General features: G+C 69.0%; 28 protein-coding genes. 18 read left to right on the plus strand and 10 right to left on the minus strand.

Going from position 1 to position 24,429, the window contains the following annotated elements; translation table 11 throughout:
* Nucleotides 1-55: 55 nt before the first annotated feature.
* The 5 genes from M6444_RS15760 (at nucleotide 56) to M6444_RS15780 (ending at nucleotide 5,338) form a co-directional block, all read left to right on the plus strand.
* Entirely contained in the window at nucleotides 56-1,087 is a 1,032-nt protein-coding gene (locus tag M6444_RS15760; protein WP_298329378.1) for a PhoH family protein, read from the plus strand.
* A complete protein-coding gene (gene ybeY, locus M6444_RS15765; RefSeq protein ID WP_298329381.1) occupies nucleotides 1,084-1,548 on the plus strand; it encodes an rRNA maturation RNase YbeY in 465 nt (154 codons plus the stop codon). The genes M6444_RS15760 and ybeY overlap by 4 nt, the downstream gene beginning before the upstream one ends.
* Entirely contained in the window at nucleotides 1,548-2,855 is a 1,308-nt protein-coding gene (locus M6444_RS15770; RefSeq protein ID WP_298329383.1) for a hemolysin family protein, read from the plus strand. Before ybeY ends, M6444_RS15770 begins: the two co-directional genes overlap by 1 nt.
* On the plus strand, nucleotides 2,852-3,202 hold the full coding sequence (locus tag M6444_RS15775; RefSeq protein WP_298329385.1) for a hypothetical protein: 351 nt from the start codon (nucleotides 2,852-2,854) through the stop codon (nucleotides 3,200-3,202). The genes M6444_RS15770 and M6444_RS15775 overlap by 4 nt, the downstream gene beginning before the upstream one ends.
* A gap of 78 nt (nucleotides 3,203-3,280) precedes the next feature.
* Nucleotides 3,281-5,338: a zinc ribbon domain-containing protein gene (locus M6444_RS15780; RefSeq protein WP_298329387.1), complete on the plus strand. Its 2,058-nt coding sequence runs from the start codon at nucleotides 3,281-3,283 to the stop codon at nucleotides 5,336-5,338.
* An 11-nt stretch (nucleotides 5,339-5,349) separates the two neighbouring features.
* Here M6444_RS15780 and M6444_RS15785 read toward each other — a convergent pair whose 3' ends face one another.
* On the minus strand, nucleotides 5,350-5,925 hold the full coding sequence (locus M6444_RS15785; protein ID WP_298329390.1) for a hypothetical protein: 576 nt from the start codon (nucleotides 5,923-5,925) through the stop codon (nucleotides 5,350-5,352).
* On the minus strand, nucleotides 5,925-6,251 hold the full coding sequence (locus M6444_RS15790) for a multidrug efflux SMR transporter (protein ID WP_363326398.1): 327 nt from the start codon (nucleotides 6,249-6,251) through the stop codon (nucleotides 5,925-5,927). Before M6444_RS15790 ends, M6444_RS15785 begins: the two co-directional genes overlap by 1 nt.
* Nucleotides 6,252-6,357: 106 nt before the next feature.
* On the opposite strand from M6444_RS15790, the gene era reads away from it, so the two are divergent.
* Complete coding sequence (era, locus tag M6444_RS15795) at nucleotides 6,358-7,299, plus strand: GTPase Era (protein WP_298329395.1); 942 nt, start codon at nucleotides 6,358-6,360, stop codon at nucleotides 7,297-7,299.
* 16 nt (nucleotides 7,300-7,315) lie between these two features.
* On the opposite strand, the gene M6444_RS15800 is transcribed toward era, so the two are convergent.
* Nucleotides 7,316-8,014: an alpha/beta fold hydrolase gene (locus M6444_RS15800; protein WP_298329398.1), complete on the minus strand. Its 699-nt coding sequence runs from the start codon at nucleotides 8,012-8,014 to the stop codon at nucleotides 7,316-7,318.
* Nucleotides 8,015-8,242: 228 nt separating this feature from the next.
* Here M6444_RS15800 and leuA point away from each other — a divergent pair, with 228 nt between their 5' ends.
* The 8 genes from leuA to M6444_RS15840 all read left to right on the plus strand — a co-directional run bounded on the left by leuA (nucleotide 8,243) and on the right by M6444_RS15840 (nucleotide 15,059).
* A complete protein-coding gene (gene leuA / locus M6444_RS15805; RefSeq protein ID WP_298329401.1) occupies nucleotides 8,243-9,985 on the plus strand; it encodes a 2-isopropylmalate synthase in 1,743 nt (580 codons plus the stop codon).
* Between the two features lie 154 nt (nucleotides 9,986-10,139).
* Nucleotides 10,140-11,720 carry a D-alanyl-D-alanine carboxypeptidase/D-alanyl-D-alanine-endopeptidase gene (dacB, locus tag M6444_RS15810; RefSeq protein WP_298329404.1) on the plus strand — a complete coding sequence of 527 codons (1,581 nt, stop codon included), beginning with the start codon at nucleotides 10,140-10,142 and terminating at the stop codon, nucleotides 11,718-11,720.
* 45 nt (nucleotides 11,721-11,765) lie between these two features.
* Nucleotides 11,766-11,999 carry a type II toxin-antitoxin system Phd/YefM family antitoxin gene (locus M6444_RS15815; protein WP_298329407.1) on the plus strand — a complete coding sequence of 78 codons (234 nt, stop codon included), beginning with the start codon at nucleotides 11,766-11,768 and terminating at the stop codon, nucleotides 11,997-11,999.
* Nucleotides 12,000-12,025: 26 nt separating this feature from the next.
* Complete coding sequence (locus M6444_RS15820) at nucleotides 12,026-12,433, plus strand: type II toxin-antitoxin system VapC family toxin (protein WP_298329411.1); 408 nt, start codon at nucleotides 12,026-12,028, stop codon at nucleotides 12,431-12,433.
* Between the two features lie 57 nt (nucleotides 12,434-12,490).
* Nucleotides 12,491-13,219, plus strand: coding sequence for a DNA repair protein RecO (gene recO / locus M6444_RS15825; RefSeq protein ID WP_298329414.1), 729 nt, complete (start codon nucleotides 12,491-12,493; stop codon nucleotides 13,217-13,219).
* Between the two features lie 46 nt (nucleotides 13,220-13,265).
* Complete coding sequence (locus M6444_RS15830) at nucleotides 13,266-14,066, plus strand: isoprenyl transferase (RefSeq protein WP_298329418.1); 801 nt, start codon at nucleotides 13,266-13,268, stop codon at nucleotides 14,064-14,066.
* 78 nt (nucleotides 14,067-14,144) lie between these two features.
* Nucleotides 14,145-14,477, plus strand: coding sequence for a hypothetical protein (locus M6444_RS15835; protein WP_298329419.1), 333 nt, complete (start codon nucleotides 14,145-14,147; stop codon nucleotides 14,475-14,477).
* Nucleotides 14,478-14,582: 105 nt separating this feature from the next.
* Nucleotides 14,583-15,059, plus strand: a complete 477-nt coding sequence (locus M6444_RS15840) for a carboxymuconolactone decarboxylase family protein (protein WP_298329422.1) — start codon at nucleotides 14,583-14,585, stop codon at nucleotides 15,057-15,059.
* A gap of 46 nt (nucleotides 15,060-15,105) precedes the next feature.
* On the opposite strand, the gene M6444_RS15845 is transcribed toward M6444_RS15840, so the two are convergent.
* The 6 genes from M6444_RS15845 to M6444_RS15870 form a co-directional block, all read right to left on the minus strand.
* On the minus strand, nucleotides 15,106-15,564 hold the full coding sequence (locus M6444_RS15845) for a hypothetical protein (RefSeq protein WP_298329425.1): 459 nt from the start codon (nucleotides 15,562-15,564) through the stop codon (nucleotides 15,106-15,108).
* Between the two features lie 175 nt (nucleotides 15,565-15,739).
* Nucleotides 15,740-16,993, minus strand: a complete 1,254-nt coding sequence (locus M6444_RS15850; protein ID WP_298329428.1) for a DUF6596 domain-containing protein — start codon at nucleotides 16,991-16,993, stop codon at nucleotides 15,740-15,742.
* A complete protein-coding gene (locus M6444_RS15855; protein ID WP_298329523.1) occupies nucleotides 16,990-17,319 on the minus strand; it encodes a YciI family protein in 330 nt (109 codons plus the stop codon). The genes M6444_RS15850 and M6444_RS15855 overlap by 4 nt, the downstream gene beginning before the upstream one ends.
* Before the next feature lie 152 nt (nucleotides 17,320-17,471).
* A complete protein-coding gene (locus tag M6444_RS15860; protein WP_298329433.1) occupies nucleotides 17,472-18,458 on the minus strand; it encodes a metal ABC transporter permease in 987 nt (328 codons plus the stop codon).
* Complete coding sequence (locus M6444_RS15865) at nucleotides 18,455-19,192, minus strand: ABC transporter ATP-binding protein (protein ID WP_298329436.1); 738 nt, start codon at nucleotides 19,190-19,192, stop codon at nucleotides 18,455-18,457. The genes M6444_RS15860 and M6444_RS15865 overlap by 4 nt, the downstream gene beginning before the upstream one ends.
* Before the next feature lie 28 nt (nucleotides 19,193-19,220).
* Nucleotides 19,221-20,174, minus strand: a complete 954-nt coding sequence (locus M6444_RS15870; protein ID WP_298329439.1) for a metal ABC transporter substrate-binding protein — start codon at nucleotides 20,172-20,174, stop codon at nucleotides 19,221-19,223.
* 86 nt (nucleotides 20,175-20,260) lie between these two features.
* On the opposite strand from M6444_RS15870, the gene M6444_RS15875 reads away from it, so the two are divergent.
* Nucleotides 20,261-20,722: a Fur family transcriptional regulator gene (locus M6444_RS15875; RefSeq protein WP_298329442.1), complete on the plus strand. Its 462-nt coding sequence runs from the start codon at nucleotides 20,261-20,263 to the stop codon at nucleotides 20,720-20,722.
* A gap of 8 nt (nucleotides 20,723-20,730) precedes the next feature.
* On the opposite strand, the gene M6444_RS15880 is transcribed toward M6444_RS15875, so the two are convergent.
* Entirely contained in the window at nucleotides 20,731-21,144 is a 414-nt protein-coding gene (locus M6444_RS15880; protein ID WP_298329445.1) for a DUF6703 family protein, read from the minus strand.
* 188 nt (nucleotides 21,145-21,332) lie between these two features.
* Between M6444_RS15880 and M6444_RS15885 the strand changes: the two genes are divergently transcribed.
* The 3 genes from M6444_RS15885 to M6444_RS15895 all read left to right on the plus strand — a co-directional run bounded on the left by M6444_RS15885 (nucleotide 21,333) and on the right by M6444_RS15895 (nucleotide 24,387).
* A complete protein-coding gene (locus M6444_RS15885; RefSeq protein ID WP_298329448.1) occupies nucleotides 21,333-21,656 on the plus strand; it encodes an antibiotic biosynthesis monooxygenase family protein in 324 nt (107 codons plus the stop codon).
* Between the two features lie 50 nt (nucleotides 21,657-21,706).
* A complete protein-coding gene (locus M6444_RS15890) occupies nucleotides 21,707-22,897 on the plus strand; it encodes a YibE/F family protein (protein WP_298329451.1) in 1,191 nt (396 codons plus the stop codon).
* A gap of 125 nt (nucleotides 22,898-23,022) precedes the next feature.
* Nucleotides 23,023-24,387, plus strand: a complete 1,365-nt coding sequence (locus M6444_RS15895) for a glycine--tRNA ligase (protein ID WP_298329453.1) — start codon at nucleotides 23,023-23,025, stop codon at nucleotides 24,385-24,387.
* The last annotated feature ends 42 nt before the right edge of the window (nucleotides 24,388-24,429 follow it).

Here is a 24,429-nt window from a genome sequence, read left to right on the forward strand (position 1 = left end):
GATACCAGCACACCCCGAAAGGCAGGCGTGATCAGGTCCCGACCGGGACCGTCCCATGGCAAAGGCAGACGTGGCCACCGAACAGGCCCAGAACGCGATCGTCGTCCCCTCGAGCATCCCCATGGTGAGTTTGCTCGGCTCGGGCGACGAGTTGATCCGCGTCGTGGAGGACTCCTTCGACGATGTCGACATCCACGTGCGCGGCAATCGGATCACCATGACCGGGCCGACCGGCGACATCGCCGAGGCGGAGCGAGTCCTGGACGAGATGGTGGCGGTCTTGCGCACCGGTCAAGGGTTGACCCCCGAAGCCGTCGAGCGCACCGTCGCGATGCTGCGAGCCCGCACCGAGGAGCGCCCGGCTGACGTACTGACCGCGAACATCCTGTCCAATCGTGGCCGCACGATTCGCGCCAAGACGCTCAACCAGAAGCGCTACGTCGACGCGATCGACGAGCACACGGTCGTGTTCGGCATCGGTCCGGCCGGCACCGGCAAGACCTACCTGGCCGTGGCCAAGGCCGTACAGGCGCTGCAGGCCAAGCAGGTCAATCGCATCCTGCTCACGCGCCCGGCCATCGAGGCCGGCGAGCGGCTCGGGTTCTTGCCCGGCACGCTGTCGGAGAAGATCGATCCGTATCTGCGCCCGCTGTACGACGCTCTGCACGACATGATGGACCCCGCTTCCATCCCGCGGTTGATGACCGAGGGCACCATCGAGGTGGCGCCGCTGGCCTACATGCGCGGACGCACGCTCAACGACGCATTCGTCATCCTCGACGAGGCGCAGAACACCTCGGGCGAGCAGATGAAGATGTTCCTGACTCGGCTCGGGTTCGGGTCCAAGATGGTGGTCACCGGTGACGTCACCCAGGTCGACCTGCCGGCGGGCACGTCCAGCGGGTTGAAGATCGTCGAAGGCATCCTCGGCGACATCGACGACGTGCACTTCTGCAGGCTGTCCAGTCACGACGTGGTCCGGCACCGGCTGGTCGGCGAAATCGTCGACGCGTACACCCGCTACGACGCCGAACAGGACGCCGCACGCGGTAACGGGCGGTCGCGGGTGCCCGGGAGACGTCCGTGACCATCGAGGTCAACAACGAGAGCCCCGTTGACGTCGACGTCAAGGCGCTGTCCGATCTCGCCCGGTTCGTGCTCGACAACCAACGCATCCATCCGCTGGCCGAGCTGGCCATTCTCCTGGTCGACACCACGACCATGGAGGAGCTGCACGTGCAGTGGATGGACGAGCCGGGTCCCACCGACGTGCTGTCCTTCCCCATGGACGAGCTGCGGCCCACGCCTGACGACGCCGAGCCCGAGCCCGGCCTGCTCGGCGACGTCGTGCTGTGTCCCGAGGTCGCGGCCACCCAGGCGCGCGCGGCCGGGCACAGCACCGCCGACGAGCTGCATCTACTCACCACCCACGGCATTCTTCACCTGCTCGGCTACGATCACGCCGAGCCGGAGGAGGAGAAGACGATGTTCGGCTTGCAGAAGAGTCTGCTGTCCGACTGGCGCACGGCCCGGCGGGCCCGCACCTGATGTTCGCCTCAGCTACGGTCTGGTTGCTCGTCTCGGCCGCCGTGCTGGCAGTGGTCGCAGGCGTGATCGCCATGGCCGAGGCGGCATTGACGACGTTCTCCCGCGTCCGTGCCGCGCAGCTGCGGCGCGAGCAACGCCGCGGCGCGGAAGCGTTGCAGCGCTTCGCTGACGATCCGGTGCCCGCGCTGAACACCGTGCTGCTGCTGCGGATGACGGCCGAGATCTGCGCGGTCGTTCTGGTCGCGGTCGTGTGTGAACAGTATTTCGAGCCGTGGTGGCTGACGCTGCTGGTGGCCGCCGGGTCCATGGTCGTGGTCTCCTACGTCGTGGTGGGTGTCGCGCCGCGCACCATCGGGCGTCAGCACTCCGACGGCGTCGCGTTGGCCTTCGCGGGCCCGTTGCTGAGCTTCACCCGGGCCTTGGGCCCGATCGCGCGGCTGCTCATCCTGCTCGGCAATGCGCTCACCCCGGGGCAGGGGTTCCGCGAGGGCCCGTTCGCGTCCGAGGCCGAACTGCGCGAGATGGTCGACCTCGCCGAGGCGGGACGGATCATCGAATCCGGCGAGCGTGAGATGATCCACTCGGTGTTCGAGCTCGGCGACACCGTCGTCCGCGAGGTCATGGTGCCGCGTCCCGACGTGGTGTTCATCGAGGCCGGCAAGACGTTGCGCCAGTTCCAATCGTTGGCGCTGCGCAGCGGATTCAGCCGTATCCCGGTCGTGGGCTCAGGAGGGCTCGACGACATCATCGGCATGGTCTATCTCAAGGACATCGCCCGGCGGCTGTACGACAACCGCGACGCCGAGTCCGTCGAGAAGGTCGAGTCGGTGGCTCGCCCGGCGTTCTTCGTGCCGGACTCGAAGCCGGCGGACGCTCTGCTGCGCGAGATGCAGTCGCAGCGCACTCACGTCGCCATCGTCGTCGACGAGTATGGCGGCACCGCCGGGCTGGTGACCATCGAGGACATCCTCGAAGAGATCGTGGGTGAGATCACCGACGAGTACGACAACGACGAAGTCGAGGTACAAGAGCTCGACGGCGGCGCAGTCCGGGTGAGCTCCCGGTTGCACGTCGACGATCTCGGTGATCTGTTCGGTATCGAGCTGTCCGACGACGACGTCGACACGGTCGGCGGGCTGATGGCCAAACACCTCGGCCGGGTGCCGATCCCCGGCGCTCAAGTCGACGTCGCCGGGTTGCGCTTGGTCGCCGAAGGCCCGGCGGGGCGACGCAACCGCATCGGAACCATCGTGGCCAGCCGCATCGTTGGCGTCGGGGCAGAACACCCACATGAGGAGCATGCGTGAGCGATTCGACGGTTGATCTCCACCCCGAGGACGCAAAGATCGTCACCTTGGCACGTTCGGCCCGGGCGCGCCGAGCCACCACGGGCGGTGCGGCCGTGCGTGACGTCGACGGACGGACCTACGCCGCCAGCGACGTGAGCCTGCCGTCGCTCACGCTCTCGGCGCTCCAGGTCGCGGTCGCGATGGCGGTATCCAGCGGCTCGACCGGACTGGAGGCAGCGGCGGTGGTGACCGCCGACGATCCGGGCAGCGTCGATATCCAGGCGGTGGGCGAGCTGGGCGGGTCCGGTGTCCCGGTGTACGTGGCCGGAGCCGACGGCACACACCGTGCCACCTTGCGGTCGTAGATATCTGCACGTGAGTGCGCTACCGTGCCGCCCGACCCGGCTGCGGCACGAGCGCGATCGATCGAGACGGAGATGTGAATGAACTTCTGCAGTAACTGCGGAGCACCTGCCACCGGAGGGGCGTATTGCGCCAACTGCGGCCAGCAGCTGACAGCGCCTTCGGGGCAGACGACTCCAGCGCAGGCGACGTCAGGCCCGCCCGGGCAAGGCGGTGCCGCTGCGCAGCAGAAGGCGGCGCCGGGAGCGCGACCCGGCGCCAGCATCAACCCGTTTGCCGACATTCCGGTCGTCGACTACGGCCGCGACGCCATCGCGCTGGTGTTGCTGCTCGTGTCGTTCGGAATGCCCTGGGACGCCGTGGACTCCGCGACGGGCAAGGTCTACGTGATCCTGGCGACGCTGCTGTCGATCGTCTCGCTCACCCTGCCGTACCTGAAACGCGGCGGCATCCTCCCGGCCACCTGGGGCACCGCCCAACTGCGGCTGACCCGCCTGGCGGCCAACGCCCCGTACGTCGTGGTGGTCCTGGTGACCTTCGTCCTGGCGTACGTGGGTGAGGACGGCGGCGACGGCGTTGGGGTGGGTATCGCGTTCGGACTGGCCGGCGCGCTGCTCGCGGCCCAGGGCCGGCAAGCCGAGCAGGAGCCCGCGCCCGGCGACGGTGCGCTGTGGCGGGCCGTCACCATCGGGTTGGCCGGCCTGTTCGCCCTGCTGAGCGTGTTGAGCGCGGTCCTGTTCCTGATCGATTTCGCCGAGAATCTCGATTGGGCGCCCATCACGTTGCGCCTGCTCGTCGTCGTGTTCTTCCTCGCGCTCGTGGCGATGCCGACGATGGGTCTGGTCCGTGGCCAGCCGGGTTGGCGAGACGTCCTCGTCCTGCTGGCGATCGTGGGGCTGTTCGTCGCACTGTGGCAGTTGGGCGCTGAGCGCACGCTCAGCGACGCGTGGAACCTGCGGGCTCTGGGGCCGGCCATGTTGCTGTACCCGGCGCTCGGCGCCGCGGCCGCCTCGGCCGGACTGTCCGCCATCGACCGTCCGGTGGCCGGTGCCACCCGGTGGGTCACGATGTCCATCCGCCTGTTCCAGCTGGTCGCGATCGTGGGCGTGTTCGGCGCGGTGATGTACGCCGTTCAGCTCATCGACATCGAGGACGGACGCGGCAGCGCGATCACCGTTCTGGTGCTGCACCTGCTGGTCGTGGTCGCTGCGCTGGTCGGACGTAACGCGCTGGTCGGGGCGCCGAACCAGGGACGCGCCGTGGCCATCGGCGCGGGCTTGGTGTTCGCCGTGCTCGGCGTGGTGATCGTCTCGGTTCTGGGGGCCTCCGATCTCGCGATCGTCGGCCTGTTCGACGCTGCCATGGTCAGCGTCATGTGGTGGTTCGCCCTGGCGATTCTTCTCGCGCTGACCACCCCCAAGGCGGTCCGGGACGAATTCGGCCCGGTGTCGGTCAGCGCGGCGGGCTTCGGCAACGGCTCGGCGGCGAAGTCGAGCCAGACGCCGGCGGCACCGCCGGTGGCGTCCGGACCCCCGGCCGCTGGCACCGCTGCGCCGACATCGACACCGGCTGCGACTCCCACGCCTGCCGAAGCCGCTGAACCGGCCAAGCCCGAGGCGTCGAAGCCGGAGGCATCGAAGCCCGATGCGTCGAAGCCGGCCGATACGGCCCGCCCGGCTGGATCCGCCGCGGCCGCTGGCGCGGCGACACCGGCGGAGAAGTCCCCGAGCGCCGATGTGAGTGCCTCGGCAGGCTCGGCCGCACCAGCGGATGCGGCGACGCCGAAGGACGAGCCGAAGGCCGAAGCCGCGACTGCGGCTCAGCCCGCCGACGCGTCGCCGGCTCCCGAGCCTGTCGACGCGACGGCGGTCCTGCCGACTACAGCGGCGGACGGGCCGGCCGGTGCCGACAATGGTGCCGACGGCGAGGATGAGGTCGTGCGCGAAGCCGGCTTCGATTCACGCACGGCCGCCGACCCGAACACCCCGCTGCAGACCCTGGCCGACATCGCCGCCCAGGCGCCGTCGTTGCGGCCGTACGTGGCGGCCAACCCGTCCACCTATCCGGAGTTGGTCGAGTGGCTGCGCCATCTGGGCGACCCCGCCGTCGACGCGGCGTTGCGCAAGCGGGGCCGGTAGCCGCGGTCAGATCACGCCGCAGATCCGTCGCCGCCGGTGAGCACGCACGCCAGTGCGCCGGCGGCGACGGAGCGCGGGTCGTCGTCACCGGCGGCCAGCGCCCCCAGGACCGCGCCGTCCACGATGGCGAGCACCACGTCCGGTGGGAGTTCGTCGAGCCCGGCGGCGCGAAGCACGGTGGCGACGTGGCTTCGGGCCGCCTCGTTGATCCGCCGAGCCGCGGTGGCGAACAGCGGTTCGCGCGCGGCGCGTGCGTATCGCTCGTACCAGGCCACCAGCTCGTCGTCGTGCTCCGGCGTGAGCAACTCGGTGATCACCCGAGCCGTGTCGGCCACCGAGCCGGTCTGGGCGCTGAGCTCGGCAGCGACACGCTCCATCCGGGTCAAGTCGGCCGCGGCGAGCGCGTCGACGGCGGCGCGCCGCAGATCGTGCAGGTCGGTGAAGTAGTACGTGGTGGCACCGAGCGGGACGCCGGCTTGGCCGGCGACCCGGCGATGGCTGATCGCGTCGAGCCCGTCCACGACGAGAATCCGCTGAGCTGCCGCGACGATCGCGGCTTTGCGTCGTTCACCCTTGGTCGTGACCATCAATGCGCCGCGCTCTCGGCCAGGTTGAGCATGATCACGCCGCCGACGATCAAGGCGATGGCCGCCACGCGCAGCAGCGTGGCCGGGTCGCCCAGATAAAGGATGCCGACGATCGCCGTGCCGACGGCGCCGATACCCACCCACACCGCGTAACCGGTGCCGACCGGCAAGGTTCGCAGCCCGAGCCCGAGCAACCCCATGCTGACGGTGACCGACAGCACGAAGCCGACGGTCGGCCAGAGCTTGGTGAAGCCGTCGGATGCCTTGAGGCACAGGGCGAAAGCCGTCTCGAACAGTCCGCCGACGATGACGAACAGCCAGGCCATCATGAGGGTGTTCCTTCCGTCCGGGCCGCAATCATGTACTAACGTACAAGAAAAACTGTACGCCTGTACATAAACGAGTGGTGAACCGGGATGGCAGACTCGTGGGATGACCCACGCCGACGGAGCCAGCGCACAGCCGTTCCGGTCCGGCTTCGTCTGCTTCGTGGGGCGGCCGAATGCCGGCAAGTCGACGCTGACCAACGCGATGGTGGGCAACAAGGTCGCCATCACGTCGAGCCGCCCGCAGACCACGCGCCACGCCATCCGGGGCATCGTGCACCGTCCGGACGGCCAGCTGGTGGTGGTCGACACCCCGGGGCTGCACCGGCCCCGGACCTTGCTCGGCCAGCGGTTGAACGACGTCGTGCGCACCACGTGGTCCGAAGTCGACGTCGTTGGCCTGTGCATCCCCGCTGACGAGAACATCGGCCCCGGTGACCGGTACATCGCAGAAGAGATCGCAGCGATCCCCAGCACGCCCAAGTTCGCCGTCGTCACCAAGACGGATCTGGTCGACGACGACCGGCTGGCTGTTCAGCTGGCCGCGACGGCTGAACTCGGGGCGCAGTTCGGCCTCGAGTGGGCCGAGATCGTTCCGGTCTCGGCTGCGACGAATGCCCGGGTCGACCTGCTGATCGGACTGCTGCTCGACCAGATGCCGCCGGGCCCGCCGTTGTACCCCGACGGCGAGCTGACCGACGAGCCCGAGGAGAAACTGGTCGCCGAACTCGTCCGCGAGGCGGCCTTGGAAGGCGTGCGCGACGAGCTGCCGCACTCGATCGCCGTCGTGGTGGAGGAGATGATCCCCCGCGAGGACCGACCGGCCGACCAGCCGTTGCTGGACGTACACGTGAACCTGTTCGTCGAGCGCGAGAGTCAGAAGGGCATCGTCATCGGGCGCAAGGGCGCCCGGTTGCGTGAGGTCGGCGCGGTGGCGCGGGCACAGATCGAGCGTCTGCTCGGCACGCCGATCTATCTCGATCTACACGTCAAGGTGGCCAAGGACTGGCAGCGTGATCCGAAAAAGCTCGGGCGGCTGGGCTTTTGACCGAGGTCGTGCTGCCTCAGCCGTCGAGGTGATCGGCGACGGCGGCCACGAAGTCGTCCGGGCGCATGGTGTGGACCAGGTGGCCGGCGTCGATCGTGATCAGCGTGGCGGGCGGCATTGCTGCGGCCATGTCGGCTATCCGGTCCTGCGGTACCTGGCTGTCCGGGCCGCCGGCGATGACCAGGGTGGGTGCTTCGATGTCCGGAAGGCTCGCGAGCCAGGTGGCCGGAGGCGTGCGAACCTGCGCCCGGATGGCCGCGACGGCCTTCCAGTCGTAGGGGAGCGTCTCGGCGTCGGCCGGACGCTCCGGCACGACGACGTCCGGGCGCGGAAACGGCGGCGGTGTCTCCTCGAGCACGACCCGTCCGACGCGATCCGGGTGAGCCATGGCGAACAGGTACGACACCACGCCGCCCATCGAATGCCCGACCAGGTCGACGCGGGGCAGTTCCAGAGCGTCGAGAAAGCCGAGCAGGTCGTCGCGCATGAGCTCGAAGGAGTACGTGCCCGGGCGATCGCTCCGGCCGTGTCCCCGCGCGTCGTAGCTGAAGACCCGCCGGCCCGCGGCCAGGGTGGGAGCGACATCGTCCCAGGTGGATGTGTCTCCACCCAGACCGTGCAGCAGAACGACAGGGGAGGGGGCCGAGTTCGGGTCGCCCCAGGATCGATAGGTCAGCTGGACGTGGTCGGGCCCTACGCGGCAGTATTCGGACACCAGCGCAGCCTACTGGGGGCCGGGCGCTTCTGCGGGCCGGCGCCGCCCGGGTGGCGGCAACCGATGGAAGGCGAACCCCGAGCGATGTTAGGCTCTTGGCCGTGCAGCGCACGTTCGGACTCCTCCTTAGCTGCCGCGGTGAGGCCCGCTAGACCGGCTTCCTCATCGCGGTGAGTTCGCGCTGCCGGTCGCGCTTGTCCGACCGCAATCCGAGGAGTTCAACGTCACATGTCCCCCACTGACCGCGCACATACCTGGCCGCCGGCACAACAGCCATCCGGCATGCCCATCCATCGGTACCGCCCGTTCCACGAACAGATCACCGTCGAGCTGCCGGATCGCACCTGGCCCGCGGCGCGCATTGAGACCGCGCCGCAGTGGTGCGCCGTCGATCTGCGTGACGGCAACCAGGCGCTCATCGATCCGATGGACGCCGAGCGCAAGATGCGGATGTTCCAGCTGCTGGTCAAGATGGGCTACAAGCAGATCGAGGTGGGTTTCCCGGCGGCGAGCCAGACCGACTTCGACTTCGTCCGCGAGCTCATCGAGGGTGAGCACATTCCCGACGACGTCGTCATCCAGGTCCTCACCCAGTGCCGCGACCAGCTGATCGAGCGGACGTTCCAGTCGCTGGTCGGCGCGCGCCAGGCGATCGTCCACCTGTACAACTCCACGTCGGTACTGCAGCGCCGAGTGGTGTTCGGGCTCGATCGCGACGGCATCACCGACATCGCCACCACCGGGGCACGGACCGCGCTGAAGTACGCCGAGGCGATCACGCCGGACACCGAGATCTACTGGGAGTACTCGCCGGAGTCCTACACCGGCACCGAGTTGGAGTTCGCCGCGGAGATCTGCGGCGCGGTCGCCGACGTTCTCGATCCGACCCCGGACCGCCCGATGATCGTCAACCTGCCGGCCACGGTCGAGATGGCCACCCCGAACGTGTACGCCGACTCCATCGAGTGGATGCACCGCAACCTGCCTCGTCGTGAGTCGATGATCCTGTCGATTCACCCGCACAACGATCGCGGCACCGCTGTGGCCGCGGCCGAGCTGGGACTGCAGGCCGGCGCGGACCGGGTCGAAGGCTGCCTGTTCGGCAACGGCGAACGTACGGGCAACGTCTGCCTGGTCACGCTCGGGATGAACCTGTTCAGCCAGGGGATCGAGCCGCAGATCGACTTCAGCGACATCGACGAGATCCGGCGCGAAGTGGAGTACTGCAACCAGCTGCCCGTCCACGAGCGGCACCCGTGGAGCGGCGACCTGGTCTTCACGGCCTTCTCCGGCAGCCACCAGGACGCGATCAAGAAGGGCTTCGAGGCGCTGGAGCGCGATGCCAAGAACGCCGGCACGGCGGTGGAGGATCACACCTGGGAGGTTCCGTACCTGCCGGTGGACCCCAAGGACCTCGGGCGCAACTACGAGGCGGTCATCCGGGTGAACTCGCAGTCCGGCAAGGGCGGCGTGGCCTATGTGATGAAGACCGAGCATCAATTCGACCTGCCGCGCCGCCTGCAGATCGAGTTCTCCGGTGTCGTCCAGGCGGTGACCGACGGCGAAGGCGGCGAGATCGGCCCGCAGCGGATGGGTGAGATCTTCACCGCCGAATACCTGAGCCGCGACACTCCACTCGCACTGAACTCGGTCCAGACGCTGTCCGCGGCCGGTGAACGCGACGCGCTCGAGGTCGGGGTGGTGCTGGAGGGCGAGCACCGGGTCCTGCACGGCTCCGGCGACGGCCCGATCGACTCGTTCATCAACGCGCTGTCCAGCGTCGGCTACGACGTTCGTGTCCTCGATTACGCCGAGCATGCGCTCAGCGCCGGGGCCGACGCCAAGGCGGCCGCCTACGTCGAGTGCGCTGTGAGCGGCGAGGTGTACTGGGGCGTCGGGGTGGATGCGAACATCGTCACCGCCTCGCTCGGCGCCATCGTCAGCGCCGTCAACCGCGCCGCCTCCTCGTGAAATGATCATGTTCACTAGGTGATTGCCTGCTCCACCACCCGTGCACGGCTGGTGGAGCGGCATAACGCCTCGTGGTGTCTTGACATCGCCAGAGGTACAGACCATTCTCGGCGCCTTGAAGAACGTGATCTTCCACGATCTGCGAGGAGCTGCCATGCGCGGACGCACCCGGAGCGTCGTCACGTCCATCGTCGCCGGAGCGCTTGTCGGGGGCGTCAACCTCGTGCCGCCGGTGCTGGAGTCCTGGGCTCCCGCGCCGGCGGACGCCGCGTCCGACCAGCTGACCGCCGACCTCGACGAGATCGTCGGCGACCCCAGCATCGACGGCGGCCAAGCTGCCGTCGTCGTCCAGGACGCGGCGACGGGGGACACCTTGTACGAGCACGACCCCGGCCAGCGCTTGATGCCGGCGTCCAACGAGAAGCTGCTGACCTCAGCTGTCGCCTTGGACGTCCTCGGGCCTGAGCACACGTTCACCACGACCGTGGCGACGACCGCGCGCCGCGCCGGGCCGGTGTTGCGAGGCGAGCTGTACCTGCGCGGCGGCGGCGACCCGACGATGCTCGCCGAGGACTACGCGGACCTGGCCGCCCAGGTCGCCGCCAGCGGGGTGAAGGTGGTCACCGGCGACGTGGTGGCCGACGACACCCGCTTCGGCGACGTGCGGCTCGGCAACGACTGGGCCTGGGACGACGAGCCGTACTATTACGCCGCGCCCGTCTCGGCCCTCACCGTGGCGCCCAACACCGACTACGACGCCGGCACGGTCATCGTCGACGTCACGCCCGGCACGCAGCCGGGCGAGGCCGCCGAGGTGACGGTGACGCCCCCGACCGACGCCGTCACCGTCGTGAACGAGGCCACCACCGCCGCCGACGGTGCGGGCAGCGGCATCAGCGTCGAACGTGAGCACGGCACGAACGTCGTGACCGTCACGGGCAGCATCGACGTGGGAGACACCAGCCGCGACTGGGTCAGCGTGCCCGAACCGGCCGACTACGCCGCGGACGTGTTCGTCCGGGCCCTACGCGCCCACGGCGTGCGGGTGATCGGCGAGACGAGCCGAGGTGCGACGCCGGAGCAGGCGCGGGTGCTCGCCGAGCACGAGTCGATGCCGCTGAGCGAGCTGATGATCCCGTTCATGAAGCTGAGCAACAACGGGCATGCAGAGGTCCTGATCAAGGAGATGGGCCGAGTGGTGGCCGATGAGGGAACCTGGGACGCAGGGCTCGAGATTCTGCGCGACGAGCTCGCGACCGGCTACGGCGTCGACACCAGCGTGATGTCCAACCGGGACGGCTCCGGGCTCTCGCGGCGCAATCTGATTCCGCCGGCCGTGATCGCCACCGTGCTGCGAGTGGCCCGGGACCGTTCCTGGTTCGACGCCTGGTACGAAGCGCTCCCGATCGCCGGAGAGTCCGACCGGATGGTCGGTGGCACGCTGCGCTCGCGCATGGCCGGCACGGCGGCCGCGGGCAACGTGCACGCCAAGACCGGCACGCTGACCGGAGCGAGCGCCCTGTCGGGCTACGTGACCGACGCTGACGGCCGCGAGCTGATCTTCTCGATCATGTTCAACGACTTTCTCGGCGGCAAAACGAGTGACCTCGAAGACCGGATCGCGGTGCGGCTGGCCGAGCACAGCGCGGAGGAGTCCGCTACGCACCGGACGGTCGACGTTCCGGCGGTGGACCTGCCCGACGACATCGAGTGCTCGTGGGCGAAGGCCTGTTGACGAGGAGGTTTGACGGTCATGACCATGGTGCGTGACCATGGTCATATGAAGGCTGATGTGAGTCTGCCGGCCGGCCGGTTCAAGGCCGAGTGCCTGAAGGTGCTCGACGACGTCGCCGAGACGCGTGAACCGGTGGTGATCACCAAGCGGGGGCGCCCCGTGGCCAGGCTGGTGCCCGCGGACGCTCCCGCGCCCTTGTTCGGCGCCTTCGCGGCATCAATAGCGCGGTACGACGACCTCGTCTCGCCCATCGACGAGGAGTGGGACGCCGCGCGTTGACCAGACCGGCTACGTCCGATCCCGGAGTGGTGCTGGACACACACGTGCTCATCTGGTTGCTGGCCGGTGACGAGCGAATCTCACCCGCGCTCCGGCAGACGGTCGACAATGCGTCGTATGCCAACGGCGCTCACGTCAGCGCCATCAGCCTGTGGGAGGTCTCCATGCTGGAGGCCAAGGACAGGCTCATCCTGTACCGGGACGTCGGCACCTGGGTCGAGACAGTAGCGACACATCCTGGTCTGACGATCGTCCCGCTAGCACCGGAGATCGCGGTGGCCAGCACCCGACTGCCGGGCGAGCTGCCGGGTGACCCGGCCGACCGAATGATCGTCGCGACCGCTCGCGTACTGGGGGCGACATTGATCACGGCAGATCGTGCACTGCTCGATTACGGAGCGCAGGGCCACCTCCGGGTGCTCGCCGCCGCCTGACGACATGCCGGTCGGAGACGCTGAACTCCTGCGCGCTGCGGCCGATACAGTGGGCGCGTGGCGCTTTATCGTGACGAAGCGGTGGTGCTGCGCACCCAGAAGCTGGGCGAGGCGGACCGCATCGTCACCCTGCTGACGCGAGGCAACGGCCGGGTGCGTGCGGTGGCGAAGGGCGTGCGACGGACGAGCAGCCGGTTCGGCGCCCGCCTCGAGCCGTTCATGCACGTCGACCTGCAGCTGGCCACCGGCCGTACCCTCGACGTCGTCACCCAGGCCGAGACCATCGCCCCCTACGGCATGAACATCACCGACGACTACGGGCGCTACACCGCGGCAACGGCGATCCTCGAGACCGCCGAGCGGCTCACCGCCGAGGAACGCGAGCCGATGGTCCAGCACTACCTCCTGCTGGTGGGGGCGTTGCGGACGCTGGCCAACGCCGAGCACGAGCCGGGCCTGGTGCTCGACGCCTACCTGCTGCGTGGACTCTCCATCGCCGGGTTCGCGCCGAGTTTCGCCGACTGCGCGCGCTGCGACGCCACCGGGCCGCACCGGCTGTTCTCGGTTCAGGCAGGCGGCATGGTGTGTCCGGGGTGCCGGCCGGCGGGTACGGTCGCGCCGGCACCGGAGACCGTTGCCCTGCTGGCGGCGCTCCTCACCGGCGACTGGGCGGTGGCCGACGCCAGCGCACCGCAAGCTCGTCGCGAAGCGTCCGGCATCACCGCCGCCTTCCTGCAGTGGCATTTGGAGCGGGGGCTCCGGTCGTTGAGTTTGGTGGAGCGGTGAGGCGCCGAGCGTGCGAGGCGGCGAACGCGACCGGTGAGGTGGAGCGGTGAGGCGCCGAGCGAGCAGGAAGACTTACACGCCGCCGACGCCGCATCCGTCCGGCGCGACCCCTCCGGCGATTCCGGCGGAGTTGGTGCCCGGTCATGTCGCCATCGTCATGGACGGCAACGGTCGCTGGGCGAACCAGCGGGGCCTGCCGCGCACCAAGGGTCACGAGGCCGGTGAGGGCGTCCTGCTCGATGTGATCCACGGCGCCATCGAGATGGGCATCCAGCACCTGTCCGTCTATGCGTTCTCGACGGAGAACTGGCGGCGTACGCCTGAGGAGGTCCGATTCCTCATGGGGTTCAACCGGGCGGTGATCCGGCGCCGGCGCGACGAGCTGGACGATCTCGGCGTGCGGATCAGGTGGGCGGGGCGACGCCCCCGGCTGTGGAAGAGTGTGATCGCCGAACTCGAGGATGCCGAGCGGCGCACCCGCACCAACGACGTCATCACGTTGCAGTTCTGTGTCAACTACGGCGGGCGGGCCGAGCTCGGTGACGCCGCGGCCGCCCTGGCCGCTGATGTCGCGGCCGGTAAGGTCGATCCGCGCCGGGTGAACGACCGCACGCTGGCCCGTTACCTCTACAACCCGGACCTGCCCGACGTCGATCTGTTCCTCCGGCCCTCCGGTGAGCTGCGGACTTCGAACTTCATGCTCTGGCAGTCGGCCTACGCCGAGATGGTCTTTCTCGACACGCTGTGGCCGGATTTCGATCGCCGGCAGCTGTGGCGGGCGGTGGAGATCTTCGCGCGGCGCGATCGGCGCTACGGCGGGGCCGACCCTGCCCTTCCGGCCGTTTGACGTCTCAGGCGAGTATCATCTGCTCCGGCCCGTGTCGATCACGGTCGGTCAGCGCTGTACCACGCTCGGAGAGGCGGCGTGCCCGTGGCGGATGAGGACAACAAGCGTGCAGCGCACCAGGCGTTGGTGCAGCGGGTCCTGAACGCGCCGGCCACGACGACGCCGGAGCAGCGCGCGCGTGCGTTCGACAACGACGGCGTCCCTGCGCAGCTGCAGCCCCTGATTGACAAGGTGGTGACGCAACCTGCGCAGGTCTCCGACACGGACTTCGCCGACGCGAAAGCGTCCGGATACACCGAGGACGAGCTCTTCGAGTTGGTGGTCTGCGCCGTGGTCGGCCAGTCCGCCCGGTTGTACGATGCCGGGCTGGCAGCTCTGGCCCGAGCGGCAGACGACGGAGACGCCGGATAATGCGACTGGACATCCTCAACCACGGATACGGCCGCGGAGCCAAGCTGCTGTTCGCCGTCGTCCGGGTGTTCAGCGGGCACCCGATGCCAGATCGCCGCGAGGCTGGTGTTCTACCGGCCCGGCTTCTACGGCGACGTGGCGAAGGCGTTCACCCATGAGGCGATGCGGGGCCCCTCTGCGTGGACGGTCGCTGAGCGCGAGCTGATGGCGGCCTACATCTCGAAGGTCAACGACTCCGCGTTCTGCGTCAGCGCCCACAGCGCGACCGCCGGACAGGCCTACCAGGACGGCGCGAAGGTCCAAGCGGTGCTGGCTGACGTGGACTCCGCACCGATCGGGGAGCCGCTGCGCGCGACGTTGCGGATGCTCGGCAAGCTGACCCGCGAGGCGGACGTGAGCGCTGAGGACATGCGCGAGGTGCTCGCTGCCGGTGTGTCACGCCAGCAGGTCCGGGACGCATTGGCGGTGTGCGCCGCGTTCAACACGACCGGTCGCCTCGGTGACGCCTTGGGGTTCGAACTGCTCAGCACCGAGGGTTTCGCGGCCGGGGCCAAGTACCTGCTCAAGCGAGGTTACCGGTAGACCTGGCTTCCGGCGGCCGGGCGTGTCGCGCGGCAGAGCGGCGGACCTAGATCGGCCCCATGTCGCGTTCCTCGCTCCAGCCGAGGTTGGTCGCCATCCGGGCGAGTACGTCGACGGTGGTGCGGTAGTCGCTTTCGCTGATGCCTTCGGTGATGCGCTCGCGGTGGGCGGCGACACGGCCCTGGATGTCGGTCAGCGCCTTCGTGCCGGTCTCGGTGAGCCCGACGCGGTCAGGCCCGAGCGGGGTGGCCCAGCCGCGGCTGCACAGGTCGTCGACGACCGGACGGACGGTGGGCATGTGGGGAGCGAGGTAGGGGGCGGCCTCGTCGTCGATCTCGGCGTAGGTCGTGGGCCCTCGCTGCAGGAGGTTGAGGATCTGCCAGTGCCGAGGCGTGATGGCGGCGCCGCCGAGGACGGCGTCGAAACTCTGGTCGATCAGCCTGTCGACCAGTTTGAGCCAGTACCCGATGGGGTGGCGATCGGCTGGCGCCTCGGGCGCGTTCATGACAGCTCCTCTGAGCAAACAACGACGTTCATGTTTCGCAGCAAGCACCTGAAAATTAACAGCCATGCTGGCGGTTGTGCCGGAGAACGGCGTGATGACCACAGGTGAACGGGCCATCATAGCGCCGCATGGGGACATTTGGCCGAAGTCCGACGCCTGGCAGCGTCGATGATGATCACGGATCCGGCTGGATCCCGTGGTTCAAGCGCCGTGCCCGCGATTCGAGATAGTCGCGTTCGGGCATGCTGGTCGTGCGGCGGGCCGCTCGCTGGTAGGCCGATTTCGCGGCGTCGAGGTCACCGGCCATCTCCCACAGGTGGCCGCGTACCGCGTCGAGGCGATGATGCTCGGCGAGGCGGGTGTCGTCGTCGAGGGCGGCGAGCATGGCGAGCCCGTTGTGGGGGCCGTGAACCATCGCGGCGGCGACGGCGTGGTTGAGGGTGACCATCGGGTTGGGGGCGAGACGCTCGAGCAGCTGGTACAGCGCGAGGATCTGCGGCCAGTCGGTGTCGTCGGCGTGTTCGGCTTCGTCGTGGACCGCCGCGATGGCCGCTTGGAGTTGGTACGGCCCGACCGCGCGGGTGCCCAGTGCCTCGGTGACCAGGGCGACGCCTTCGGCGATGTACGCGCGGTTCCACCGGCTACGGTCCTGCTCAGCCAGCGGTACCAAGGCGCCGTCGGCGGTGGTGCGTGCGGCGCGGCGGGCGTCGGTGAGCAACATCAGCGCCAGCAATCCAGCGGCCTCGCCGTCGTCAGGCAGTTGGCGGCGGACTTCGCGGGTAAGCCGGATCGCCTCCGTGGTCAGCTCGTTGCGGTGCAACTGCTCGCCGGAGGTCGCGGTGTAGCCCTCGTTGAAGATCAGATAGAGCACGTGCAGCACGGCTGCTTCGCGTTCGTGGCGTTCATGGGCGCAGGGCATCTCGAACCGCGCGCCGCTGCTCTTGATGCGCTGTTTCGCGCGGCTGATGCGCTGGGCCATCGTCGGTTCGGGGACGAGGAAGGCGCGGGCGATCTCGGCCGTGGTCAGCCCGCCGACGGCCCGTAACGTCAGCGCGATCTGGGACGTCGGCGACAACACCGGGTGGCAGCACAAGAACAGCAGCGTGAGCGTGTCGTCGGCAGCCGGTGCATGCTCGTCCGGCGGTGCCGCCACGCCGGGCGTCGCGGGCTCTTGCGCGAAGGCCGCCTCTTCGCGCCGGCGCCGTGCTGATTCGCTGCGCAGCTGGTCGGTCAGTCGCCGTGAGGCGACGGTGATGAGCCAACCTCGGGGGTTGGCTGGAACGCCGTCGTCGGGCCATTGCACGGACGCGGCGACCAACGCCTCCTGGACGGCGTCCTCGGCGAGGTCGAAGTGCCCGTAGCGGCGCACGAGCGCACCGAGAACATGCGGCGCCTGCTCGCGCAGCAGGCTCTCCACCGTCGTGATCACATCTCCAGCCCGGCGACATCCATGACCGGGCGGATCTCGATCGTCGATGATCCCGAACCGGGGATCCGGCCGCCGAGATCGACCGCACGCTCGAACCCGTCGCAGTCGATGAGGTAATAGCCGATCAACACGGTATCGCGAGGTGACCCGCCGCCGGTGACGACGGCGCCGTCGGGTCGGCGATGGACCGACGTCGCGTTGACCGGATCGGCCAACCCTTCGCAACTGACCAGCTCACCGGACGCAGCCAGGCACTTGCCGAAGGTGACGTGATCGTCGCTCCATCCGAGGGTGGACTCGTCCGGGTCGCCATAGACCATGAGCATGTATTTCACCGCGCTCCCTTCACACCGTGGGTGCAGTGGTCGGCACCCGTTGTGAAGGACGTCGGATCAGCGTGCGCCGATTCGACATCGGGTCGGGCATGGGTTCGAGGCGCATCGGCGCCTGGCCCGGGTCGTCGGGCTCGCGGCAAGGCTCAATGCTCGTCGTAATGCTGCCCGTGGGCGGCATGCAGGTGGCCGTCGTGCAGGTAATCGGTGTGATCACCGTGCTCGACGGCCGGATGCCCACAGGTTGCGTCGTGGCGGTGCGGGTGTGTGCCGGTCGTGACGTGCTCGCCGGTGACCCGGGGGTCGTCGCTCGGGCGGTGTCGGTTGCGGTGGCGGCGCACCATCGACCCGACCGGCCAGGAGATGACGAATCCGGCGAGCGCGATGACGACGATGCTCGCACCCGGCGCGACGTCCACGTGGTACGAGAACACGACACCGGCCAGCGAAGGCACCACGCCGAGCACCAGCGCCAGCACGAACGAAGCCCGGAAACCGCGCGTGAACTGCTGAGCCGTCGCCACTGGCACGACCATGAGCGCGCTGACGAGCAACAGGCCGACCGTGCGCATGGCCACCGCGACGGTCACGGCTGCCATGACGGCGATCAGGACGCCGTACACGCGAACCGGGAGCCCGGTGACCCGGGCGAACTCCTCGTCCTGGCACACGGCGAACAGTTGCGGCGCCAACCCGACGGCCAACACGATGACCACCACCGCGAGCACGGCGACGACCCACAGGTCAGCTGCCGACACGGTGGTGATCGAGCCGAACAGGTAGGTGTTGAGCGTGGCCGCGGTACTGCCGGCCAGCCCGGTCAGCAGGACACCACCGGCGATACCGCCGTAGAAGAGCATCGCCAGCGCGACGTCGGCCGAGGCACGCCCGTACGCTCGCACGAGCTCGATGGCGATCGCCCCCGCGACGGCGACGGCCACGGCCGTCCAGACCGGGGCCCAACCGGTCAAGAGGCCGACCGCGACGCCGGTGAGCGCGACGTGACCGACTCCGTCACCCATCAGCGCCAGGCGCCGTTGGACCAGATACGTGCCCACAGCCGGCGCGGCCAGGCCGGTGAGGAACGCCGCGATCAGCGCGCGCTGCATGAAGTCGTAATCCAACAGGCTCATCCGAACAGGCCCGTCTCGTGATCGTCGAGGTGGTCGGGTACGCCGGCCCCCGCCGTGGCCGGTAGGGCGCCGTCGCGGACGATCCGGCCCCCGTCGAGCATGACACCGCGGTCGATCAGCGGCGCCAACGGGCCCATCTCGTGCAGCACCAGCAGGACGGTACGCCCGGAGGCGACGAAGGTCCGCAGCGCCCGCGCGAAGGCCTCCTGACTACCTCGGTCGACGCCGGCGTTGGGCTCGTCGAGGACGAGCAGGTCCGGCTCGCCGGCTGCCGCCCGCGCGATCAGCACCCGCTGTTGCTGCCCCCCGGACAGGTTGGCGACGGTGTCGCCGGCTCGGTCGGCGAGTCCGACCAGCTCGATCGCGTGGTCGACGGCGGCCCGGTCGGCGCGGGTGGCCGGCCGGAACAGGCGCCGACGGCTGAGCCGTCCGGACGCCACGACTTCACGCACGGTGGCCGGCACCCCGGCAGCGGCGGTGGCGCGCTGGGGCACGTAACCGATGCGGGACCAGTCGCGGAAGGTGGCCAGCGGCTGGCCGAACAGCGTGATCTCGCCGGCGGCCGCGGGGACGAGCCCGACGATGGCGCGGACCAGTGTCGATTTGCCCGAGCCGTTGGCGCCCAGCAGGCTGACGACCTCGCCCTCGAGGACGTGGAGGTTGACGTCGTGGAGCACGGCGCGCTCGTCGAAGTCGACGCGCAACCCGCGGGTGGCGACGACGGACTCGGTCATGACGGTCACGGTACCCGTGTAGTCGGTCTCAACCGCAGCCGTTCGCGGCGCGGAGAGCTTCGAGGTTGGCCCGCATCAGGGCCAGGTAGTCCTGGTCGGCGGTCTCGTCGGTGCGGCCCTCGATGGGGTCGAGCACAGCGGTTTCCACTCCGAGGTCGGCGGCGACGGTTTCGGCGACCTTCGGGCTCACCAGCCGCTCGTAGAAGATCGTCGTGACGTCCTCGGCCTCGACGATCTCGTGAATGTCGGCCACGCGCTCCGGCGAGGGCTCGGCATCGGGATCGAGACCCGCGATACCCACCTGATGCAACCCGTAGCGGTCGGCGAGGTAACCGAAGGCCTCGTGGGCGACGACGATCGTGTCGCGCTCGCATTGCTCCAGCCCGGCGGCGAACTCGCTGTCGAGTTGGTTCAGCTCGGCCGCCAGCTCGTCGGCGTTGGCCCGGTAGCGCTCAGCATGGTCCGGATCGATCTCGGCGAGGTGCTCGGCCACGGCGTCGGCAATGCTGACCAGATTGGTCGGGTCCAGCCAGATGTGCGGGTCGCCGTCGAGGTCACCGTGGTCGTGATCGCCGTGTTCATCGCGGTCCTCGTCATGCTGCTCGTCGTCCTCGTCGCTCTCGTGGTGCTCGAGCTCGACGACGTCGGCCGTGTTCAGCGCCGCGCCCTCGGCGTTCTGCTCCACTGCGGCGTCGACGGAAGGCTGGAATCCCTGCAGGTAAACCACGAGATCGGCATCGGCGACCTGGCCGACCTGGCGGGCGGTGAGCTCGAGGTCGTGGGACTCCGCGCCGGGTTGGGTGAGGTTCTCGACCGTGACGTCATCACCACCGACCCGCTCGGCGACGAAGGCCAGCGGATAGAACGAGGCCAGCACCGTCGGGCCGTCGGTGGAGGAGGAGCCGGACGAGCCACACCCGGCCAAAGCGAGGCTTGCGCAGGCCACAGCGGTCGCAGAGCCGGCCGCGCGTCGGATGTTCATGGGACACATTCTCATCTGTATTGACAACCATTGTCAAAACGGGCCTGTGTCGCGAACCTGCTGCCACCGGCTTGAACATGGCTATCATGGCCAAGAGTGGGCACCACGGGGTGAGCAGGAAGGTGGGGTACGCATTGGCGGGCAGTGATCAGCCGGTCAAGGAGCAACGTCGCACCCGCCAGCGGGCGGCGGTGGACGAGATCCTGGACGAGACCGCTGACTTCATCAGCGCCCAAGACCTCCATGCCGCACTGCGAGCGCGTGGGGTGGGCGTAGGCCTGGCCACGGTGTATCGCACCCTGCAAGGGCTCGCCGACGACGGCCGGGTGGACGTGTTGCGCGCCGACGGTGGCGAGGCGGTCTACCGCCGATGCCTGCGCGAGGAGCATCATCACCACCTGGTGTGCCGTACCTGCAAGGCCACGGTCGAGATCGCCGGGCCCGCGGTCGAGCGGTGGATGAAGACGGTCGCCGACAAGCACGGCTACACCGACGTGTCGCACACCATCGAGATCTTCGGCACGTGTCCGCGCTGCGCGGCCGCGTAGCCGACCGGTTACGCGATCCACCCCGACGCGCGCGCCACGACCACGGCCGCAAGCGCGACGACGACGAGAAACCGAACGAAGCGGGCAGTCGAGTCGAGCCGCGGCCACGCCAGCGTGAGCAGCCAGGCGAGGAAGAGCACCACGAGGCCCAGGAGCGCCGGGCCCCACGGGGGCGGCGCCAGCAGCCCGCCGAGCAGCACGGCCCCGGTACCGATACCGATGAGCCACTTGGGTGCGGAACTCAGCCGGACCAGAATCGGGTAGCTGAAGCCCTCGAGCCGGACGCGCGCACTCGAGCGCGCCGGCGGGACGGGCGGGCCCGGGCGGCGCGAACCGCCCGGACGCGGCGCACGCGACCCCTGGCCGGGCGCGGCGGGCCGACGGTTCGGGGTACGGCGAGGCTGGCGGCGGTTCTGTGGCACGGTCTTCCTTCGGTTCGGACGTCACGATGGCGAACGTCAACTCGCCAATCGTACGGTGATGCCCGGACATGGTCCTCAATAGGCTGACCGCGCCCGACTCGCGGCGTCGACGCGGTCGCCGTCAGCGCGATGATCACCGGTCTACCGCTAGCATCGACGCCGCCTGTCGATCGACTGAAGGAAGTCCGATGCTCGTCGTCACGCGGTACCGCGTCCCTGCTGAAGAAGCCGAGTCGTTCGTCGATCGCGCGCGCCGCGCTCTCGAGGTGCTGTCCGAACGACCGGGTTGGCGCAGCGGCCACATCGGCAGAGCAGCAGATGACCCGACACTGTGGGTCATCACCAGTCGATGGAAGAACGTCGGCTCCTATCGGCGTGCCCTGTCGTCCTACGACGTGAAGGTCGAAGCGGTGCCGCTGCTGTCGCTGGCCGTCGACGAGCCGTCGGCCTACGAGCTCATGGCGTCGGTGCCGGCGGTTGCGGAATCGGACGACCGGGGCGAGCCGGCGTGAGCGGCGCCCATCTGCACTCACACGGCCCGCCCGCCCCGGCGTCTGCGCATATGCGCCGCGTGGTGTTGTGTGTCCTGGTTCCGCTGATCGTCGCCACGATCGCCGGGCTCGTCCTGCTCTGGCCGTCCGGAGAGCCGCCCAGCATCGAGTCCGGGGTCCGTACCGACGCGACCATCGTGGCCATCGACGACTGCGCTGACGTCACTGCCCGCGACCCTTCCAACACCTCTGGTCACAGCCACGGGCCAGCGCAGTCGCCGGGGGAGTGCCGGGAAGCGCAGGTGCGCATCGAGTCCGGCCCGGACGAGGGCACCGAAGCCGTCGTGCCCCTGCCGTTCGGCACCGGTGCCCCGCAGTTCGACGTCGGTGATGCCGTCGTGCTGGGTGCCCTGCCTGAGGCGCCCCTGGACAGCCGGTACGAGGTCCTCGATTTCCAGCGCAGCGGTTCGTTGATCTGGCTGGGTGTGTTGTTCGGCGTGGCCGTGGTGGCGCTGTCGGGGTGGAAGGGCGTGGCCGCCCTGGGCGGGCTGGGTGTATCGATCGCGGTGCTGGTCGTCTTCGTCCTGCCCGCATTGCTCACCGGCGGTGAGCCGCTGCCGGTCGCCGTGGTCGGCGCCGCCGTCATCATGATCGTCACGCTGTATCTCGCGCATGGACTGTCGATCCGCACGTCGGTCGCGCTCATCGGCACGTTGATCAGTCTGGCGCTCACCGGCGTGCTCGGGACCGTGTTCACGTCGCTGGCCAATTTCACCGGTCTCGCCGATCATGCGGCGTCGTATCTCGGCGCGATCGACACCGACCTGAACGTCCGGGGCTTGCTGCTCGCTGGTCTCGTGATCGGTGCGCTGGGCGTGCTCGACGACGTCACCGTGACGCAGAGCGCCGCGGTGTGGGAACTCGCCGCGGCCGACCCGGCGGCCTCGCGTCGCTCGCTGTTCGCCGCCGGGCTGCGCATCGGCCGCGAGCACGTGGCAGCCACCGTGAACACGCTGGTCCTGGCGTACGTGGGTGCGTCGTTGCCGCTGCTGATGGTCTTCAGCGTCGCGGGCCAGGGGATGTTCGACGCCGTCACCACCGAGGCCGTGGCGCAAGAGATCGTGCGCTCCCTGGTCGGGGGTCTGGGCATCATCGCTGCGGTTCCGGTCACCACGGGCCTGGCTGTGGTCGCCGTGCGCGGCCGGGGGCGGCGAATCGCGGGGCGGGGCTCGGTCCGACTGGCCGACCAGGTACAGGCATGAATCCGAGCCCGGCGAATTCGATCGATGCGACGACCCCTCGTTTACCCTCGACTCTCGACCCGGGGCGACTGATAGTAGTGGTTCCGGTCTCGACGCCGTCACGCCTGGATTTGGAGTGAGTGCCCGTGCCCGTGCCCGTCGACGCCATCGTGTCCCTCGCCAAGCGTCGGGGATTCGTTTACCCGACCGGCGAGATCTACGGCGGAACCAGGTCGGCGTGGGACTACGGGCCACTCGGGGTGGAGCTGAAAGAGAACATCCGCCGGCAATGGTGGCGGTCCATGGTCCAGCAGCGTGACGACGTCGTGGGCCTGGATTCCGCGGTGATTTTGCCGCGTGAGGTCTGGGTGGCCTCCGGTCACGTCGACCGCTTCGTCGACCCGCTCACCGAGTGTCAAGCGTGTCACCAGAGGTTTCGCGTCGACCAGTTGCCTGCCGGCCAGGTGCCCGGCGGATCCGGGCGGCCCGGCGACCAGCCGTGCCCTGAGTGCGGGGCCAAAGACGCATGGACCGAGCCGCGGATGTTCAGTGGCCTGCTGAGCACCCATTTGGGGCCGGTCGACTCCGACGACGGGCTGCATTACCTGCGGCCCGAGACCGCGCAGGGCATTTTCGCCAATGTCCTCAACGTCATGAACTCGTCGCGGCGGCGACCGCCGTTCGGTATCGCGCAGGTCGGCAAGGCATTCCGGAACGAGATCACCCCGGGGAACTTCATCTTCCGGACCCGCGAGTTCGAGCAGATGGAGATGGAGTTCTTCGTCGAGCCGGGCACCGACGAAACGTGGCACGACTACTGGCTGCAAGCCCGCTGGGACTGGTACGTCGACCTGGGCATCGATGCAGGGAACCTGCGCCTGTACGAGCACCCGGATGACAAGTTGTCGCACTACTCGAAGCGCACGGTCGACATCGAGTACCGATTCGGACTCGGCGCGGCGGAGTTCGCCGAACTCGAGGGCGTGGCGAACCGGACCGATTTCGACCTGTCCACGCACTCTCGCCATTCCGGCCAGGACCTCAGCTACTACGACCAGGAGAAAGGCACTCGCTGGATCCCGTACGTCATCGAGCCGGCGGTCGGGCTGACCCGATCGGTGCTGGCGTTCCTGCTCGAGGCCTACGACGTCGACGATGCGCCCAATGCCCGCGGCGGCGCCGACGCCCGGACGGTGCTGCGCTTCGACCCACGACTGGCGCCGGTCAAGGTGGCGGTCCTGCCGTTGTCACGCAATGTCGACCTCTCGCCGAAGGCGCGCGACCTGTCCACCCGGCTGCGCGCGCGGTGGAACGTCGAGTTCGACGACTCCGGCGCCATCGGGCGGCGCTATCGCCGCCAGGACGAGATCGGTACGCCGTTCTGTGTGACCGTCGACTTCGCCTCACTCGAGGACAACGAGGTCACCGTCCGCGATCGCGACACGATGCGCCAGGAGCGCGTCGGACTCGACCGGGTGGAGTCGTACCTGGCGGAACGGTTGCCCACCTGAGACTTGGCCGGTCGCTGCAGGCGGAGTGGTCCACGGCCCATG

Origin of the sequence: Haloactinopolyspora sp. (genome assembly GCF_027324685.1) — a bacterium.
Taxonomy (GTDB): Bacteria; Actinomycetota; Actinomycetes; order Jiangellales; family Jiangellaceae; genus Haloactinopolyspora.

Bases quoted from the DNA above. Each gene is read 5' to 3' on its own strand.
- M6444_RS15860 (WP_298329433.1), bottom strand. From the start codon at position 18,458: ATGAGCCTGTTGGATTACGACTTCATGCAGCGCGCGCTGATCGCGGCG.
- M6444_RS15865 (WP_298329436.1), bottom strand. From the start codon at position 19,192: ATGACCGAGTCCGTCGTCGCCACCCGCGGGTTGCGCGTCGACTTCGAC.
- M6444_RS15845 (WP_298329425.1), bottom strand. From the start codon at position 15,564: ATGAACGCGCCCGAGGCGCCAGCCGATCGCCACCCCATCGGGTACTGG.
- M6444_RS15855 (WP_298329523.1), bottom strand. From the start codon at position 17,319: ATGCTCATGGTCTATGGCGACCCGGACGAGTCCACCCTCGGATGGAGC.
- M6444_RS15885 (WP_298329448.1), top strand. From the start codon at position 21,333: ATGCTCGTCGTCACGCGGTACCGCGTCCCTGCTGAAGAAGCCGAGTCG.
- M6444_RS15785 (WP_298329390.1), bottom strand. From the start codon at position 5,925: ATGGTCACGACCAAGGGTGAACGACGCAAAGCCGCGATCGTCGCGGCA.
- M6444_RS15770 (WP_298329383.1), top strand. From the start codon at position 1,548: ATGTTCGCCTCAGCTACGGTCTGGTTGCTCGTCTCGGCCGCCGTGCTG.
- M6444_RS15815 (WP_298329407.1), top strand. From the start codon at position 11,766: ATGAAGGCTGATGTGAGTCTGCCGGCCGGCCGGTTCAAGGCCGAGTGC.
- leuA (WP_298329401.1), top strand. From the start codon at position 8,243: ATGTCCCCCACTGACCGCGCACATACCTGGCCGCCGGCACAACAGCCA.
- M6444_RS15870 (WP_298329439.1), bottom strand. From the start codon at position 20,174: ATGAACATCCGACGCGCGGCCGGCTCTGCGACCGCTGTGGCCTGCGCA.
- M6444_RS15875 (WP_298329442.1), top strand. From the start codon at position 20,261: ATGGCCAAGAGTGGGCACCACGGGGTGAGCAGGAAGGTGGGGTACGCA.
- M6444_RS15780 (WP_298329387.1), top strand. From the start codon at position 3,281: ATGAACTTCTGCAGTAACTGCGGAGCACCTGCCACCGGAGGGGCGTAT.
- M6444_RS15890 (WP_298329451.1), top strand. From the start codon at position 21,707: ATGCGCCGCGTGGTGTTGTGTGTCCTGGTTCCGCTGATCGTCGCCACG.
- M6444_RS15790 (WP_363326398.1), bottom strand. From the start codon at position 6,251: ATGGCCTGGCTGTTCGTCATCGTCGGCGGACTGTTCGAGACGGCTTTC.
- M6444_RS15760 (WP_298329378.1), top strand. From the start codon at position 56: ATGGCAAAGGCAGACGTGGCCACCGAACAGGCCCAGAACGCGATCGTC.
- era (WP_298329395.1), top strand. From the start codon at position 6,358: ATGACCCACGCCGACGGAGCCAGCGCACAGCCGTTCCGGTCCGGCTTC.
- dacB (WP_298329404.1), top strand. From the start codon at position 10,140: ATGCGCGGACGCACCCGGAGCGTCGTCACGTCCATCGTCGCCGGAGCG.